Raw genomic sequence first — 17,807 nt, 5'->3', positions numbered from 1 at the left:
TGCTGACAGGATGAAACAGGTCTTGAGCCGCCCGCGGAAGTATCACCAGGCGGTCCTGTTTTCACTTGACACCCTGTGGGTGTGTTCCTATCTTGACCGTCGTTCGGGGCTGTAGCTCAGCTGGGAGAGCGCATGAATGGCATTCATGAGGTCAGCGGTTCGATCCCGCTCAGCTCCATTACTCGACGGTGACAACCTTGCCATGAATGCCAGTCTCTGTTGGATCGACCGAGATACAGGCCAAACCCGTCGAGACGTGAAGATCGTTATACACAGTCGGCATTTCGTATACAGCGCTCGCTATGCTCAGTACCACCTGCACAGTCATTCGCAGTATACCGACTAAAGGCTGCTTCTGCTATGTAAGGCGGCTGCCGATCTGTCTGTCTTTCCTGGTCCTGCTGCCTTCCTTTCTCTATGCGGGGCCCCGTACGTTCGAAGATGAGCCGACCGGCGCCGTTCCGAACCCAGCGCCGGTTTTTTATTTTTCATCCGCGAATGCGGTTGATTCGATTACGTCTGCGAATCGTGTTCCCGAATCTGCGTTAAAAACCGAAGCATCCACGGCGAATGCAGATTCAACGGCCGATCCGTCAACGACAGATCCGGGCGCATCGACCGATCCGTACGTCGAAGAGCGGAACGACGCTGCCGGGTTTGCTCTTCTCGCACCTTTCCTGGAAGGATCGGACCGCGCTGCCGCGCCGGAACCGCCCTGGCCCGATTTCGGTCGATTCGACGTGCCCATCAGTTACAACGAACGGGTCAAAAAGGCGATTTACATCCTGCGAAACGACGCGTTCAATGCGTTCGCTCTCTGGTTGGGCCGGACGAACAGATACCGGGCCATGATCGAGTCGATCCTCTCCAGGTCGGGATTGCCCGGCGACCTGATTTACATCGCCATGGTCGGAAGCGGTTTCGATCCCCGTGCGCGCTCGCCGGAAGGACGCGCCGGCCTGTGGCAGTTTACTTGGGAGGACGCGGAACGGTACGGTCTGATCCGGAACAACGAGATCGACGAGCGTTACGATCCGGAGAAGTCGACGCGGGCGGCGGCGGCGCGGTTCAAAGATCTTTACCTGGAACTGGGCAGCTGGGATCTCGTGCTCGCGGCGCATCATGCCGGTTCGACGCCCCTGCGCAAGGCCGAAGGGTTGAGTCTGTGGAACATGAGTCTACCCGGACAGACGATTCCCTTCGTGTCCTTCGTCATGGCGTCGGCCATCATTTCCAAATCACCGGAGGATTACGGATTCGAACCCCTGGGGGGCCTCCCGCTGATCCACGAGTCTGTGCCGGTTCCGAGACCCATGGCCCTGGAGGAAGTGGCCGAGGGCATGAAGATCCCGGCCGAGCAACTGCGCCGGCTCAATCCGGAGCTGCGCCGCTGGAAGGCCGAGTCGGGGTATAGTCTCAGGGTGCCGCTGGGTACGACCCGGTCCTACGCGGCCTGGGCCGGCGTCGAGCCGCCGGGCCCCGACCCGTCCGACCTGACGTTTTACCGGGTCAGACGCGGCGATACACTGGGGCGCATCGCCCGCCGCTTCGGGGTACGGACGGCGGATATCATCGTCGAGAACAACATACGCCGGCCGAACCGCCTGAGGATCGGACAGGTCCTCACCATCCCGTTGTACGGCGCCTCGAACCGGGTGGCGAACCGGTCCATACGCTACCGGCAGCCCAGGGTCGTTCCGCCCCCGGATCCTTCGACCCACAGGGCCATTTCGTATCGTATCCGGCGGGGAGACACGCTTGCCAGCATCAGCAGGCGGTACGGCGTATCAATGGCGAACCTGCAGGACTGGAACAAGCTTAGCAATCCCGGCGATATCATCGCCGGCCGCACGCTGACGATCTATCTCCCCCGCGCGTCACAGGGCGCTTCGACCGGCGGCGCTTCGGCCTCAGACCGCGAATCCACCGCACGGGACGGTACGACCCGAGGCGAGGGCGGCGCAACTGCATCGAACACCATCACCTACACCGTCAGACCGGGAGACACCCTCTGGGATATCGCCCGGGCCCATAACGTCACCGTGAGCGCGCTTCGAAGGGCCAACGGCCTCAACCGGCGCGGAGCCATTCACCCGGGCGACCGGCTCCGGATCGACCTGCCCGATTCCCGGTGAATGACCTGCCCGATTCCCGGTGAATGACGCGGCGTCATGACGCGACCGCAGCGCTACTATTACCCGCCGTTATGACGAGCCGTTACCGCGTGATCAGCCAATTGCTTCATGACGTGACGACCATCGCGCGGGCATCGTCTGACCACCGGTGAAAACCCTCCATCTGCCACCCACAGAAACACCCCGCCATCCGAACCCATAAACAATCGTCCGCGAGGCCGTTCCTTCGGCCTCCGAATTCCAAAAAGTCATTGACATACTTATACTAACGTGATATTTTGGTCGCGGGTTATTACACCTGGTAAAGGCCCTCGACGGACCGGATTTTGTTGTTGAAACCGGCTGGCGGAGTGTGTGTCATGGCGCGCAAATCGGACTGGATAATCGGCGGCTTGCTCGGCGGCGGAGTGCTGGTGATCGTGGTGGTCATGGCGCTGCTCATCGCCGGTCCCATGCTGAGCAGCGACAGTTCTTTTTCCGGCGCGGGCGGCGGGCGCATCGCCCTCGTCGAGGTCAGGGGACCGATCACCCGGGCCGAGGACACGGTCAAACAGCTTATCAAGTACCGCGAAGACGAATCCGTGCGGGCCATCGTGCTCCGCATCGAGAGCCCCGGCGGCGCCGTAGCCCCCACGCAGGAAATCTTCGATGAACTGCGCAAGACCCGGGAAGCGGACAAGATCATCGTCGCATCCATGGGCAGCGTGGCAGCGTCGGGCGGATACTACATCGCCTGCGCGGCCGATTCCATCGTGGCCAATCCCGGGACCATAACCGGAAGCATCGGCGTGATCACCGTCGCGCCGAGCGCCGAAGATCTGTTCGAAAAGATCGGTATCGACTGGCAGGTCGTCAAAAGCGGCCGGCACAAGGACATAGGTTCGATGAGCCGCGGCATGACCGACGAGGAATTAGGAATCGTACAATCCGTGGTCGACGATGTATACGACCAGTTTGTCGGAGCAGTAGCCAGCTATCGTCCGCTTTCCCGCGAGGAAGTGGTTGAAGTGGCGGACGGGCGGATATACACCGGAAACCAGGCCCTGCCCCTGGGACTCGTGGACCGCCTGGGCACCTACCAGGACGCGATTGCCCTGGCCGGCAAGATGGCCGGGCTGCCGGAAAAGCCCAGCGTGGTCCGGCAGCCGCCCAAGACGTTTTTCGAGATGCTGATGGAGAACATGGAGACGATGACCGATCTGTATTCGCCGGGCATTGTCGAATACCGGTATCGCTGAAACGGCAACATCTACGATCAAGGAGAATGGTATGACTAAGGCCGATATCGTGGCTCGTATCGCACAGTCCACCGGGATGACCAAGGTGGATACCGCGGAAGTGCTGAACGCGTTGCTGGATTCGATCTCATCCGCCCTGGGCAGGGGCGAAAAGATCGAACTGCGCGGATTCGGCATATTCAAAGTGAAGGAAAGAAAGGCGCGCGTCGCCCGCAATCCCAAGACGGGGACGGGCATCAGGATACCCCCGTGCGTCGTGCCCGTTTTCAAACCGTCCGATCACCTCAAGGATCGCGTGCAGAAACAAGACTGATCAAGAGAAACGAGACCAATCAAGAAGGAGACCGACATGCCCAGTGGTAAGAAGCGCAAGCGTTCCAAGATCGCTACCCATAAGCGCAAGAAACGCTTGCGGGCCGACAGGCATAAGAAGAAGTAAAAGCGGTAGCGGGTGTCTCCGCGCGGACACGCCGCGCAAGGTGTTCCGCCTCACCGCGAAGTTTTACCTCGCCTCGGGATAATCCTCACCGATATAGAGATCCGTGAAGATCACGGTCTTGCCGCCGAACCGGTTGGTTTTGAGCCCTCTGAGCCACGGTTTGAACAGGTTGTTGGTCATGGGGTGGAAGACGAAGGCCGCACCCGCCTCCTCGACCAGGATGCGTTCGGCCCGGCGAACTATCTCCGTACGTTCATCGGGATCTATTTCCTGGTCCGCCGCGTCCAGCAAAGCTTCGAATTCGGCGTTTTCGAAATCGTGGCGGCTTCGTCCCCGGCTGCCGGGACGCCAGATCATGTCCAGCATGTTCTTCGGGTCCCGGTAATCCGCGAAGAAAGGCACCAGGCCCAGGTCGATGTTCCAGTTGAACATGTAATTGGTGAATACCGGGTAGTCGGCGCTGCGGAAGGTGATGCCGATGCCCAGATGTTCCCTGAGCATCCCCTGGATCACCTCCGCTACCATCCGGATGTCCGGCCTGGGCTGCCTGAGCCACATCTCCATCGTCGGAAACCCTCGGCCTCCGGGATAACCGGCCTCTGCCAGCAACTTCCGCGCCTTTTCGGGATCGAAATCCTGGTAGGCTTTGTAGTCGCCATGAGCGTCGAAGGTAACCGGCAGCATGGAATACGCAGGTACGGCCGCGCCGTGCAGCACGACGCGGCATATCGTCTCCCGGTCGATGGCTCGTGCGATGGCGCGCCGGACCCTGGCGTCGTTGAAGGGGGGCTTGCGGGTGTCGAAGAAGATGTACCAGGTACCGTCGGTCGGGTTGGAACTGAGTTCCGAACTCAGTTCCGGATCGCGCCGCACGCGAATCAGCTCGTTGGCCTGTACTTCGGCAAAGCCGACTTCGTCGTTTTCGTAAGGCAGCAGGTTGGCGGTCGACGGATGGCGGAAAACGCGGTGTATCTTTTCCACGTAGCCCTTGATGGGGCCATCGTAATAGGGATTGAGCTCGAAGTCCATGTGGCTTCCGTGCTTCCATTCCGTCAGCCTGTAACTCGAATTGGTCACGCAGTTCCCTTCCTCGGTCCACCGGGGTCCGTGCTTTTCCACCTGCCACCGGGGCACCGGCATGGACGTTGGGACGGAGAGAATGAGTCCCAGGTACGGCGCCGGGTGGGTGGTTTCGAAGGTCAGCGTATGGTCGTCTATGGCCCTGACGCCCAGCGTTTCCGGATCGGCGGCAGGGGTCTGGCTGTAGGACTTCGCGCCCACGATGTCGCTGTAGAACGCGGCGTATGGATTGGCCGTCTCGTAGGAGAGGGACCTGCGGAACGTATAGACGAAGTCGTGGGCCGTGACGGGCCTGCCGTCGCTCCACCGCCCCGTTTCGCGCAGATAGAAGGTCCAGGTCTTACCGTCGGGAGAGACCTCCCACCGATCGGCCGCCGCAGGGATGAGGTCGCCGTTCTCGTCCTTGGCGACCAGGGTCTCGAAGAGGAACTCGTTCCACTGGCCCACGTAAAGGTTGACGCTGACGTCCAGGCTTCTGGGCTCGTCGCGCATGAAACGGTAGGCCTGGAATGCCAGGGGCGCCGCGTCCGGCGGCAGCGGCTTGCCGATGGAATTGAAGACAGCGGGGGTGTTTTGCGAAACCGCCGGGCCGGTGCCGGCGAGCAGCACGCATGCCCATCCCAGCGCGATGATGCCCAAAATCGCACACATACCCGATGTTGACCGCCGTTTCGCCTTCTTCATGTCGCGTCTTTCCCCGGGTTGGATCCGACGGACCACCGGTCGCCAACCAGTTGCACGGCCATCCGAAGCGCCTCGCCCAGGTTGCCGGCGTCGGCAATGCCCCTGCCCGCGATATCGAAGGCCGTGCCGTGATCCACCGAGGTTCGGATGATCGGCAGGCCCAGGGTCACGTTCACGGTGCGGTCGAAGGCGATGGCCTTGACCGGGATATGTCCCTGGTCGTGATACATGCCGATAATCCCGTCGAACTCGCCCTTCCGGGCCCGCATGAACACGGTGTCCGGCGGCAGGGGACCGACTATCTGCCAACTCCGGGCACTGGATTTCTCGCGCGCTTTTTCGAGAGCGGGGGCGATGATCCGGATTTCCTCGTCCCCGAAGAGTCCGCCTTCACCGGCATGGGGGTTCAGACCGCACACGGCGATACGGGGCGCCGCCACGCCCATGCCGACCAGAGCCTGGCCGACCAGGTCCAAGGTGACGAGGACCTCTTCTTCGGACAGACGGTCGATGGCGTCTCGCAGGGATACGTGGGTCGTCGCGTGGGAAACCAGGATCCCGTCGAAGGCCAGCGCGAGCCGGAAACGCTTCGTTCCCGTAATCTCGGCCAGCAATTCGGTGTGGCCGGCGTAGGCGTACCCCGCAAGGCCCATGGCCGCCTTGTTCATCGGCGCTGTGACCAGGGCGGCGATGTCGCCTGCGATCGCCAGGCGGGCTGCCCGCTTCACGGATTCCACGGCAAGCCTTCCGGCCTCGGCCTGCTCCTGCCCTGGCTTCAGCCCGCCGATTTCCACGTGCGCGGCATTCAGGACGTCCACCGTGCCGTGGCGGTAGAGGCCGGCCGCGGGATGGTCGGCCACCCGGATATCCAGTTTCGGGGCCGTCGTTCCGCCTTCACGCTTGCCCCGGGAATCGCCACCGGCCAGCGAAAGGGCCTGGCGGACTACGTGGTCATTTCCGATGACCAGCGGGCGACAAAGTTCGTAGACCCAGGCCTGTGACAGGATCTTGACGATGATCTCCGGACCCACGCCATTCGGATCGCCTAGCGTAATGCCGATGACCGGGCGCTCATCCCCACCGCTTCCTTTACGGTCGTCCGGTGCCCGATCGCTATCGGGTCTGGTGGTGCCAACCGGGGTGTCACCGGCCTCTGTGCCACCGGCACACGGGGTGCCACCTGCCGGGGCGTCACCGTTGCGCGGGGAGAGGCGTTCCATGGCCTTTGCCAGGGTGTGTTCGCCGCCGAAGGATCCGGGCTTGATGACCACACCCATGCCATCCTGAGGACCGCCAGCGACAACGGCAAGGGCCACGCCCGGTTCGATCCCGTCGAAGATCCAGGCGCCGTCGCTATCGAGTTCGTGAAAGACGCTTCCGGCGGTCTCCCCTCCCGTGAGTACGATGCCGCCCGGATCCACTGCCGAGAACAGGCGGCGGGCGACTTTGCCCAGATTTTCGATGACCACCGACGCGGGATCGCAGCCGCCGGCCGCCTCCGACAGCCGTTCGAACCACGCCTGAAGTTGCGGCCGGTCGGGCCGTTTCGGAGTCACGACCGCATTCCGGCCATCCGCCATGACCTCCGCGACGCTCGTTGTCAGCCGATCCATCTCGCCCATGCGCTTTCGCTCATCCACGATCAATAGGGGATCGAAGGGGCAGATGGCGGCCGACTTTTGACCTTTGACTTCCTCGACCTGGCGGACTGTCGTGTCGTGCAGGCTGCAGGCGAAGACAAGGACGGGGCCGTCCTTCTGTGGCGACGATGGCGCGGCAGCTCGCGGCTTCCGGGACGATGAGGCATGCGGCATCCGGGACGACGAGGCCCGCGGCTTCCTCGTGAGCGCCAATCTTTCCGCAAGGGCGCCGGCCATTCCACCTGAGCCGCAGAGCAGCGTCGACGCCGCCTCAGACACTGGAGGCCGACTTTCCGCGGGCGCTTCAAAATCCTCGAGGATCGCGTCCAGCAATCCACTCCACCCCATCGGATCGGCCATATCCACTACGATCGTGGTACCCGGTGCAGCTCGGGTCCTGTTGAGGACCCGGCTGATGGCTGCCGAACCGCCTTGGACAGTTTTCAAATCGATGTAGGCCCTCTCCCTGCCGGAGCCATTGTCCAGAAGATCCGGGATGAAGGCATGTTGCGGCGGGATGTCTGGACCCGCCATGTCCAGGCCCCGGACCGGAACGCCGCGAAGCAGGTGATAGCCGCCCACCGTCGTCCTTCCCATTTCAGGGAAGGCCGGAGCGCATACGACCAAATCGAAGGCCATCATGTCGCTGACGAGGTCGATTTCGAAGCCTACGTGCCCCCTGAGTGTCGAGTCGATCTTCTTGTAGATCACCCATCCGGATCGGGCCTGAATCGCCTCGCAGGCCGCCCCCAGGCGATCGGCGGCTTCCGCCTCGCCACAGGAACGGGTGTTCGTGTTCAGCACGACCAGATCTGCCGAATCGAACCGATCCATCCGGTCCGGATCAGACAGCGCGGCCACCGCAAAACCTCGCTTCGCGAAGGGAATGGCCGCGTCGTGAGCGCCGGCGAGATCGTCGGCGAGCATATACAGAGGCGTGCTCATTCGAGATACGTATTATTGACTTATATCGTCGAGGCCGGTCCGCGCCCTTATCTCTTCCCAGGAGGGTTCGACGGGCGCGTCGCGATCGGCCAGTTCAGCCATGACTTCCGGCCACTTGGCGCCCGATCCGGTGACCAGGCACACGACCGTTTCATCAGAGGCAAGCCGACCCGTCCGGGCCGCCTTGATCGCCCCGGCAACAGATGCCGCCGAGGAAGGTTCCACCAGGTAGCCGCTCCGCGCAAGCAGCCGAACCGCCTCGATGATCTCGTCTTCGGTGACGTCGGCCGCGTCACCGCCGGAGTCGTAGATGGCCCGCAGTGCCGCGGGTCCGCCGGTGTCGTCCCGGATGGAAAGGGCGATGGAACTCGGATCGGGATGGACTACCACGTCGCTGCGTCCCTGCCGGAACGACTGTACATAGGGGTTGCATCCCGCCGGCTGCACGCCGTGCATGACGGGATTCCGGTCGACGAGATCCAGCACCCGCATCTCGTTGAATCCCTTCCACGGACCGTACAGCGCATCTCCCGCGGCGATGGGACAGAACATCCGATCAGGGACGCGGCCGCCAAGTTGCACGTAGATTTCGAAGGCGATGGTCTTGTATCCCTCGACCCCGAAGGGCGTGCCCGTGGGCATGGGCGTCATGGTCGTCGAAGGATAATAGCCATGGTCCCGAATCAACGTGTCCAGGTACTGAAAGCGGTCTTCCAGTACGAAGGCGTGGCCGCCGTACAGGGCGATCATGTCCCGCTGCAGCATCGAAGATTCGGGATGGCAGAGAATGATGCAGGAGTCCATCCCCGCGGCGGCGCAATAGGCCGCGGCCGAGGCGCCGTGATTGCCCGTGGTACTGGCCGTGACCCGGGTGTAGCCCAGGGATCTCGCCGTGGAGACGGAGGAAGTGTGGAACCGGTCCTTGAAGGCCCAGGTGGGGTTAGTCGTCTCGTTCTTGATGTACAGGTTCGATAAACCGGCAGCTTTGCACACTGCACGGGGCCTGACGAGCGCCGTGTTCCCCTCGCCCAGGGAGATCTGCGCCGCCGGATCCCGCAGCGGCAGGAGGGCATCGAATCGCCAGATACCGTGACCCGCGCGATCCCAATCCTCCACGTTCAGATCGGACGCGATGGCCTTGTAGTCGTATGCCACCGTCAACGCGGCCGCGCCGCCGCCTTCCTCGTCCACGCAGGCGGGACAGCCGAAGAACATGGGTTCCAGGGGATACTGGGCATTGCAGCGGGTACAGGCGAGGCCGAGAACGGACATGGTTTTCTTTCGGGATTGAACCGGAATATACCGGCTTTTGCATCAGTGGAAGGGGATGGAAATCCGTGCGCGGCTACAGGATCGCTACACGAAAATATACCTTCGAGACCGGAGAGTGTAAAGGACTACAGGCTGAGCCATCCAGGCCCATTCGCGAGTCCCGGGATCTTAAATAAGCAGGTACGCGACGAGCGCGCTCTTTCCAGGCAACTTCCTTATGCATATCGCATTACAGATCGCCGTTTCCGTTTCTCACGCCCATCGCCCGATTCGACCCGGTTATCCTTGACATCGAAGACGGCGTAACGATATGATCCGTGAACCGAATGCATAACGCAGGTTGTCTGGACAGGTCGAAAGCCACAGAAAGCGACACCATGCCAACCCAACCACTGCCCCACGGCCTCTGGCCGGTGATGCTCAACGCCTTTCACGAGGACGGAACCATCGACTGGCACGGCGTGGACGCCCTGACCGACTGGTACATAGAGAGGGGATCAGCGGGACTCTTCACCTGCTGCGGTTCCAGTGAGATGTTTCACCTGGACGACGTGGAGCGCCTGGCCGTAGCGCAACGCGTCGTAAGCCGGACCAGCGGCAGCGTGCCCGTAGTCGCCACCGGCACCTTCGGCGGTCCCATAGAGGATCAGGCCAGGTTTGTCAAGCATATGGCCGATTCGGGCGTGGACGCGGTGGTCGTCATCGTCTGCCTGCTGGCCGATGGAAACGAGGATGAAGAGATATTGCAGCGGAACATGGAGCGACTGCTCGAATTGACGGATCCCATTCCCCTGGGCCTCTACGAATGCCCTACGCCATATCACCGGAAACTGTCGCCCGAACTGTTCGGGCATCTCGGCGCTACCGGCAGGTTCCTTTATCACAAGGACACCGTCTGTGACATCGATCTGCTCCGGCTGAAGATCGACGCCGTGCGCAACACGCCGCTGGGCGTCTACAACGCGCATTTCGAGACGGGTCTCGAGGGGCTTCGTTACGGGGCCACCGGGATTTCTCCCGTTGCCGGCAATGTGTTTCCGGAGCTGTTTTCCTGGCTGTGTGCCGAGTATGACGAACAGCCGGAAACGGCGGAGGAGGTGCAGCGGATGATGACGTCCCTGGCGCCGGTCGTCAACAACAAGTACCTCGTAACCTGCAAACGGTACCTGCAGCGTATCGGACTGCCCATCACGACGCGCTGCCGCTCAACGGACGCCAGGTTGACCGGCTTCGACGAGGGGCTGATCGATGGTTTGCAGACGTCGGTCGAACGTTTCGCGGAAGCCTTGGGAATCAGCAGGACTGTGCCGGCCTGACCTTCATTCCGCCTCTTCCAATCGCTCAACATCCACGTAATACGCCCCCTGGATATTGCCTTCCTCGTCAATGAAGGAAGCATGCAGGATTGTCGTTCCCGTTCTTGCGATCTCGTGGGTGAACTCGGCGGTCTTGTCGCCGGACTCGATAGATCCGCTCCTTTCCTCGTCGAAAAGCGACAGGCGCGCTTCGACCGGCCGGATTGCCACGGTGCGATCATCCTCCGGGGCGTAGATGAGGGTTCTTGCCTCCTCGGGCGGGATTGTTCCGTCAATGGCCAGATCGCGCTCGGCGGGCCAGCGGCGCAGGGAGAACCGGTAGCGGCCGGACCGCTCGATCTCGACGGCCCAGGTGCCGGTACTTTCCTTGGCCTGTGTGATGTGGGTCTGGTGCCAGGCCACGTCGCCCAACACGTCCATGGCACAGAGGCGCACGGGATTCTCGGCCGGATTACCCAGTGTGATGGGACAATATGTTTCGAGCCCGGGCGAGATCTCGTCCCACCAGGCGTCGTGGGCACGCCGCAGCCGTTCCACTACGCTCGGATAGTCGGCGGCCATGTCCTTGTGCTGTCCTGGGTCAGCCTTGATGTCGTACAGTTCCTTACCCCGCACCAGCCGCCAGCGGCGTGTCATCACGGCATTGGTCCATTTCTCAGGCGGCACGGTGTCCTGCCGGTACTGAAGGAAGTGGACCCGGTCACCGGACAGGCTGGTCCGGTCGCCATGCAGCAGCGGTGCTATGCTCTGGCCCTCGAAGTCCACGGCCGGCGCATCGAGACCGCAAAGGTCGATGAAAGTCGGCAGCATGTCGATATGAAGACTCATTTCGTCGACGTCCCGCCCTCCTCCGAGACCACCTCCCGGCCACCTGAGGAAGAAGGGCACGCGATGACCACCGTCGTAGTAGGAGCCCTTCTTTCCTCGCATCCCCGCGTTGAATCCCCGCGCCACGTGTTGGTTCTCATCGAGTTCGCTGCCACCGGAACTCCCATTGTCGGTCATGAAAACCAGGATGGTGTTTTCTTCCAGGCCCAGTTCGGCAAGCCTGCGGCGAAGGCGCCCGAAGTTCTCGTCGATGTTCGCGATCATTCCACAGAATTCGGGTTCCGGCACGTCAGGGTTGCCGCGGTACGACTGGGCGTACTTCTCGGACACGAGATAGGGGCTGTGCGGGGCGTTGGTGGCGAGATAGACGAAGAAGGGCGCGTCTGATTCGGCCGCATTTTCGGCCGCATTCGTCGGTGGCGCGTCTGACGACGGTCCCGTGGATCGCCCGGCCGCACACCCCTCGATGAACCGGATCGCCTCGTCGAACCACACGTCGGTGCAATATCCTGCGTGCTCCGCAGGCGCTCCGTTGTGGAAATAGGTGTCGTCGAAGTAGTTGTTCCCCCAGAAATCGGGAGTCTGCCCCACCCCGCCGCCCTTGTGGGCGACCACGTGCTGGAAACCTCGGTCCTGGGGGCGGCAGGGGTAGTTGTCGCCCAGGTGCCACTTGCCGAACATGGCGGTGCGATAGCCCGCGGCGGCGAAGACGTCCGCCATGGTCGTCTCCGACTTCCGCAGGATGGAACGGCCCCAGCAGGTCGCCCAGGCGCCGTTGCGCACGGGACGCCGGCCCGTCATCAGGGCGCCACGCGTCGGCGTGCACAGGGGGGACACGTGGAAGTCGGTAAGCCGGACCGCATCGGCGTGAAAGGCGTCTATCCCGGGTGTCTTCAACCACGGATGGCCCGTGCATCCCAGGTCGCCGTAGCCCTGGTCGTCCGTGATGACCAGGACGACATTGGGTCTTTTGCCGCTCATCCTGTCTTCTACTCCTTAGCGTTACGAAAGCGTTGCGAAACAACTGATTTGATCACTAAATTATCGGGCTCCCTGATCATTACTAATTAACAACACCTGCGTCAATAGGCTAAGGAATAACACGTGGTTGCCAACATCGCTCATCGTGGCGCGTCGGGAAACTACCCCGAGAACACGTTACGCGCGTTTCAGATGGCGCTGGAAATCGGCGTGGATGAGATTGAACTCGATCTCCGTTCTACAAGGGACGGACATCTCGTCGTCATGCACGATGCCACAGTAGATCGAACAACCGACGGTACGGGCGCGATTGGCGAGCTCACGCTTGCCGAGATCAGGACACTCGACGCCGGATGGGCGTTTGGCGAACGGTTTCGGGGCGAACGCGTGCCGACCTGGGAGGAAGCGCTGGATCTCGTTCAGGGTAAAGTGAGGCTCAATGTACACCTTAAAGAGGGTGGGAACCCGGATGGCGAATATGAACGTAAGGTAGCGAAGGCGCTGCGTGCGTTCCGAATGATGGACGATTCCATTCTGGCCTGCAATGATGAGAGCGTGGGGATAATTGCCGAGGTCGACCCGCGAATAGCTTGCCGGATCTTTCCGAACAACCGCTCCTCCGAGGATTACATTCGGTCATCAACGGAGATGGGGCTTCGGACGACGCAGCCTGGACGGGACATGACCACGCCGGGATTTGTTCAGAAGGCGCACGAATCAGGACTGGGTGTGCATGTATTCTACGCGGATACCCCCGAAGACATGCGGACATATACCGGGATGGGCGTGGACGGGATCCTGACAAACTATCCGGAACGGATGAAAGCGGTGATCGCGGAAACCGCGTAGCGGGAACGATCGGCGTCCGTGCTAGTGCAAAAACAGCCGCAGCCCTGTATGGGCCATCGCCATGCCGTAGTCGTCGGCCGCTTCCGTCACGCCCTGGTCCGCCGTTGAACCGCCCGTCTGAGCTACGTACCGCACGTTGCTTCGGGCGGCCCGGTCGATATTGTCGCGGAAGGGGATGTAGGCGTCCGAAGAGAGGCAGATCCCGCCGAACCGGGAGAGGTATTCCCTGCGCTCTGCCGGCGAGATCGGCACGGGAAGCTCTTCAAGGTGGTCCAGCATGTGGACCTCTTCTGTGTCGGAAAGCTGGTCCCACAGGAGGTACTGGTCGACGAGGTTCGTCTTCTCGGTACGTTTGAGTCCTTCACGGAAGGGGAGGTCCAGCGTCCGGGGATGCTGCTGAAGGAACCACTTGTCGGCCTTGTCGCAGGCGAGCCGGGTGCAGTGGATGCGGGACTGCTGGCCCGCGCCCATGCCGATCACCTGGCCGTCGGAGGCCACGCAGACGGAATTGGACTGGGTGTACTTGAGGGCGATCGTCGCCACGACGAGGGTGTCGAGCTCGGCATCCGGTATATTCCGGTTACCCGTGACGATGTTGGAAAAGGTCTGCCGCGTGATGGCCGCGTCGTTACGGGGCTGTTCCAACTCGAGACCGAACAACGTTCTCTGCTCTACTCCGGGCGGTTCGAAGTCCGGGTCGATCTCCAGGACGAGGTATCCGCCGCCCTTCTTCGCACAGAGGATCTCCAGTGCGTCAGGATCGTATCCCGGCGCGATGATCAGGTCGGACACTTCCCGCCTGAGTACGTTGGCCAGGGACCGGTCCACTACCTCGCTCACGGCCGCCGCGTCCCCGAAGGAACACATGCGATCGCCGCCGCGGGCACGAATGTAGGCGGTGGCACCGGGTGAGTACTCCTTCCCGGCCAGAAACTGCGACGCGAGGTAAGTCTCGTCAAGGTCCGAGGCGACCGCCGCCCCGGCGGGACTCGCGTGCTTGAAAGACGCTGCGCCGGCCAACCCCGTGGCCTGGTTCAATTCCCGGGCCAACTGCCACGCGCCCATGGCATCGATGATGTTGACGTAGCCCGGCGTTCCATTGAGCACGCGCAGCGGTGATTCAGGCGGCAGGGTCACCCTGGCGGGATGTTGATGGGGATTGAGTCCGTATTTAAGCGATAGATCCATGTAGTCATTGTCCTGTTTCCCGGTTTCACTCAGAAAATCCCGGCGGGAACTAATGCATTTCCATACCGAAATGCATACCAATACAAGTTCACTTCGCGCGGACAATATAATCCCCTGAACGTTGGCGGGCAAACGCTCAGGGGGGTAATCTCTTGTTTCATGCGGCATGGAGAACCATATTCACGAGGCGGCCGGCTTCCACGAAACTCGCCAGGCCCGGTCGAATATCCGCTGATCTTTCCTCCCGATTAAGGATCTAACCATGTCTTCCGCGTCTTCCCGAGGCGGTCTCCTGCGGGTACTCGGCCTGATCACCGGCCTGGCCATCACTTTCGGCGGCATCGTCAGCCTCGGCATCCTGCGCGCGCCGGGCGAGGTGGCGGCCCAGTTGCCCGATCCCTGGTGGTATATGTCCACCTGGATCGCGGCCGGTGTGTTCGTGCTGTTCAGCACGGCGTCCGCGGCGGAGATGGCCACCGCATTGCCGCGGGCCGGCGCCTACTACGTCTACGCGCACCGGACCCTCGGGCCCTTCGTCGGTTTCGTCAGCGGGTGGACCGACTGGCTGAACTGGTGCGGCGCAACGGCCATGACCATCGTCGTCATCAACGAATACCTCCATCTCCTGACGCCCTCGATTCCGAAGCATAGCCTTCCGCTGTGCCTGGCCATCGCTGTCACCTTCGCGATGATCCAATGGCGGGGAGTGAAATGGGGAACCGGCCTCCACAACGTCGCGAGCATGATCAAGGCGGCCATATTCGCCGTGCTCATCATCGCGTGTTTCGCACTGGCGGGCGGCGGAGCGTCGGAAACCGAACCGGCGTCGCTGCCGTCCATGCCGGCGGGATGGGCCGTGGTCATGGCCTTCATCGTGGCCCTGCGTGGCGTGCTTTACGCCTATGACGGCTGGGTGTTTACCGCTTATTTCTCTGAGGAAATGGCAAATCCGGGACGGACGATTCCCCGGTCGATGTTCATGGGCGTGGGAATTGTGATCGCGGTCTACATGCTCATCAACATCGCCCTGTTGCGCATGCTGCCCATTTCGGAGATCGCGGGCGCCGAACTGGCCGTGGGCCGGGCCGTGGAGACCGTGTTCGGACCGCTTGCGGAAACGCTTATCACCGCGAGTTTGACCGGTTTCCTGATCATCGGGATCAACCTGGGCTTCATGTTCGCCGCCCGGGTGGTTTACGCCATGAGCACAGACGGTCTTTTCTTCAAGCAGTGCCGGCGGGTAAACCGGGGCGGCACGCCCACCGTGGCGCTCTTCGCCAGCCTCGCGGCCACAATCGTCTTCCTGCTGTTCAGCGGGAGCTTCGTACGCCTGGTAGAGGCCCTGGCGTTCTTCACCGTGGTCAACTACGCCATCCTGTTCCTATCCGTTTTCATCCTGAGACGAAAGGAACCGGATATCCCGCGGCCTTACCGGGCCTGGGGTTATCCATGGACCACGGCCCTCACGCTTGCCGGCGCCCTGGCCTTCCTGGCCGGCAACATCATTGGCGGCACGGGTGTCAGCCTGACGGCCCTGGCCGTGGTCGTCCTGAGCTACCCTCTTTACCTGCTGTTTGGCCGGATCAATGCAGATGCGGACCAGTAACAAACGGAAGACGAACCGCGGGGATTCATGGCGTGACAGGTGCTTGCACTCCGCGGCACGACATGATTAACGCGGAGTCAGAACGCGCTCTTGCGGGTCGTCAGCGGGCACCAGCGCGTAGCGAGCATGGCTTCCCACAGGGACTCGTGGTCCGTCTTCCCCGCCATCCTCGCCGCGGCCGCCAGGGCATAGTAGCGGACGTAGCGTCCGTCGTCCTCCACCGAGCGCGCCGCCAGGTCGTCGACCAGCTCCGCATCCTGAATCGGGTGCCTGGCCAGGGCGAAAGCGATATTGCGCCGCACCCGTTCGTCTTCATCGCCGAGCGCGCCTCGAAGCGCAGGGGCGTCGTCGTTGCTGAAACCGCCCTGAACCGCCAGGGCTTCGGACGCGTTACGCCGTACCCACGCGTCCTCGTCGCCGAGGGCACGCAACAGCGCCGGGCGGGCGGATGACGCATGCAGGCCGATGTCGCCCAGAACGTCCGCGGCTGCGGCCCGTACCCACCAGGCATCGTCCTCGAGCAGTGCAGCAAGGCGCTTTACAGCTGGACTTCCGACGGCCGACAGGGCGTACGCGGCAGGCAGTTCCGACGGATTGCCGCCCGCGGGATTCGCGGGGTTCTTGGGCACGCTCGCCAGGGCGTTCTCTTCCCGGGTCGCACGAAGCCGTTCCACAAGGGGCTCCACGGATGCTCCACCTAACCTTCCAAAGCTGTACGCGGCCTGCAACCGTACGCCTTCGTCCGGGTCGTCCAGGTCGGACAGACATTGGCCGAGGGACGCGCCATTGGTATCAGATCCAACGCGGTCCGCACCGGTCAGCCAGCTCCAGACTACCTCCGAAACGGCGGTCTGTGTATCACCGTTTCGCGACGCCCAACCACCGTTTCCGCCTCCCCAGGCGGGTCCGGCCGGTTCGCGTGAACGGGTGAACTGGAACTTGAGCATGTATCGGTTCTTTTCGCTGACGTTTTGCGTGGCCCGGTGCCAGGAGTCGAAGTTGACGATAGAGACCGTACCGGCGGGACCGCACAGTCCCAGCGCGGACTCCGTGGTTTTGGATGCGTCGCAATCGGAGATCCTGTTGTGGTGCTGCATGCCGGGCAGAATGCCCGTCGGTCCCATGTCCGCGCTCACGTCCTGGGGATAATAGAAGGCCATCACCCACCGGCAACGCGCGTGTCTCACGTTATGGTCGAAGATGTAATCGTCCTTGTGCCACTGCTGTCCGGAACTGCCCGGCTTGTTCAGGTGGCAGTACCTGTGGGGATGCATGAGGTAACCGGGTCCGAGCATGCTGGTCAGCGCTCCCCGCACGGCGGGCTGGTCGAAGACCCGCTGGATCTCGGGTATCCGGGGCAGGATGTTGTTGCCTGGATTGCCTTCCTCCTCCAGCACGGTCTCGATCTTGCGGTACAGGTCCCGGTGAAACTCCCCGGGCAGCCCGGCATTGACCTGCACATGTCCGTCGGTGATAAACCGGCGGATGGCATCGTCTTGCAGCAGATGGGGGTTTCGGGTTGGCATGGCGGGTCCCTCTATATCCATCCGGGTAGTCGGTATCGCGTGGCTATCGACATCTCGCAGTAATCGGCACCTTATAAAGT

Annotated in this window: 12 protein-coding genes and 1 tRNA gene; 7 read left to right on the top strand and 6 right to left on the bottom strand. The window is 62.2% G+C overall.

The window, feature by feature from the left end:
* Positions 1-105: 105 nt before the first annotated feature.
* From OXG98_02770 to OXG98_02755, 4 genes are all read left to right on the top strand, one after another.
* Positions 106-178, top strand: a tRNA-Ala gene (locus OXG98_02770).
* A 562-nt stretch (positions 179-740) separates the two neighbouring features.
* Positions 741-2,135: a LysM peptidoglycan-binding domain-containing protein gene (locus tag OXG98_02765; GenBank protein ID MCY3770932.1), complete on the top strand. Its 1,395-nt coding sequence runs from the start codon at positions 741-743 to the stop codon at positions 2,133-2,135.
* 359 nt (positions 2,136-2,494) lie between these two features.
* Entirely contained in the window at positions 2,495-3,373 is an 879-nt protein-coding gene (gene sppA / locus OXG98_02760; GenBank protein ID MCY3770931.1) for a signal peptide peptidase SppA, read from the top strand.
* On the top strand, positions 3,351-3,686 hold the full coding sequence (locus OXG98_02755; protein MCY3770930.1) for an integration host factor subunit beta: 336 nt from the start codon (positions 3,351-3,353) through the stop codon (positions 3,684-3,686). The genes sppA and OXG98_02755 overlap by 23 nt, the downstream gene beginning before the upstream one ends.
* 189 nt (positions 3,687-3,875) lie before the next feature.
* Here the strand turns inward: OXG98_02755 and OXG98_02750 are convergent, their stop codons facing one another.
* From OXG98_02750 to OXG98_02740, 3 genes are read right to left on the bottom strand one after another with little or no spacing between them, the layout of a single operon-like run.
* The gene (locus OXG98_02750) at positions 3,876-5,576 is read right to left on the bottom strand and encodes a peptide ABC transporter substrate-binding protein (protein ID MCY3770929.1); all 1,701 of its coding nucleotides are present in this window, start codon (positions 5,574-5,576) and stop codon (positions 3,876-3,878) included.
* A complete protein-coding gene (gene pdxA / locus OXG98_02745) occupies positions 5,573-8,161 on the bottom strand; it encodes a 4-hydroxythreonine-4-phosphate dehydrogenase PdxA (GenBank protein ID MCY3770928.1) in 2,589 nt (862 codons plus the stop codon). The genes OXG98_02750 and pdxA overlap by 4 nt, the downstream gene beginning before the upstream one ends.
* 12 nt (positions 8,162-8,173) lie before the next feature.
* Complete coding sequence (locus tag OXG98_02740) at positions 8,174-9,433, bottom strand: pyridoxal-phosphate dependent enzyme (GenBank protein ID MCY3770927.1); 1,260 nt, start codon at positions 9,431-9,433, stop codon at positions 8,174-8,176.
* A 377-nt stretch (positions 9,434-9,810) separates the two neighbouring features.
* Between OXG98_02740 and OXG98_02735 the strand changes: the two genes are divergently transcribed.
* Positions 9,811-10,749, top strand: coding sequence for a dihydrodipicolinate synthase family protein (locus OXG98_02735; protein ID MCY3770926.1), 939 nt, complete (start codon positions 9,811-9,813; stop codon positions 10,747-10,749).
* 3 nt (positions 10,750-10,752) lie between these two features.
* Here the strand turns inward: OXG98_02735 and OXG98_02730 are convergent, their stop codons facing one another.
* On the bottom strand, positions 10,753-12,558 hold the full coding sequence (locus OXG98_02730; GenBank protein MCY3770925.1) for an arylsulfatase: 1,806 nt from the start codon (positions 12,556-12,558) through the stop codon (positions 10,753-10,755).
* 123 nt (positions 12,559-12,681) lie between these two features.
* On the opposite strand from OXG98_02730, the gene OXG98_02725 reads away from it, so the two are divergent.
* Positions 12,682-13,407 carry a glycerophosphodiester phosphodiesterase family protein gene (locus tag OXG98_02725; GenBank protein ID MCY3770924.1) on the top strand — a complete coding sequence of 242 codons (726 nt, stop codon included), beginning with the start codon at positions 12,682-12,684 and terminating at the stop codon, positions 13,405-13,407.
* Between the two features lie 21 nt (positions 13,408-13,428).
* Here the strand turns inward: OXG98_02725 and OXG98_02720 are convergent, their stop codons facing one another.
* Positions 13,429-14,595: a phosphoribosylaminoimidazolecarboxamide formyltransferase gene (locus tag OXG98_02720; GenBank protein MCY3770923.1), complete on the bottom strand. Its 1,167-nt coding sequence runs from the start codon at positions 14,593-14,595 to the stop codon at positions 13,429-13,431.
* Positions 14,596-14,857: 262 nt separating this feature from the next.
* Here OXG98_02720 and OXG98_02715 point away from each other — a divergent pair, with 262 nt between their 5' ends.
* Complete coding sequence (locus OXG98_02715) at positions 14,858-16,201, top strand: APC family permease (GenBank protein MCY3770922.1); 1,344 nt, start codon at positions 14,858-14,860, stop codon at positions 16,199-16,201.
* 77 nt (positions 16,202-16,278) lie between these two features.
* Here the strand turns inward: OXG98_02715 and OXG98_02710 are convergent, their stop codons facing one another.
* Entirely contained in the window at positions 16,279-17,727 is a 1,449-nt protein-coding gene (locus OXG98_02710; protein MCY3770921.1) for a HEAT repeat domain-containing protein, read from the bottom strand.
* Between the last annotated feature and the right edge of the window lie 80 nt (positions 17,728-17,807).

Source organism: Gemmatimonadota bacterium, assembly GCA_026706345.1.
Taxonomy (GTDB): Bacteria; JAAXHH01; JAAXHH01; order JAAXHH01; family JAAXHH01; genus JAAXHH01.
This window is presented reverse-complemented; position numbering and strand designations above follow the sequence as displayed.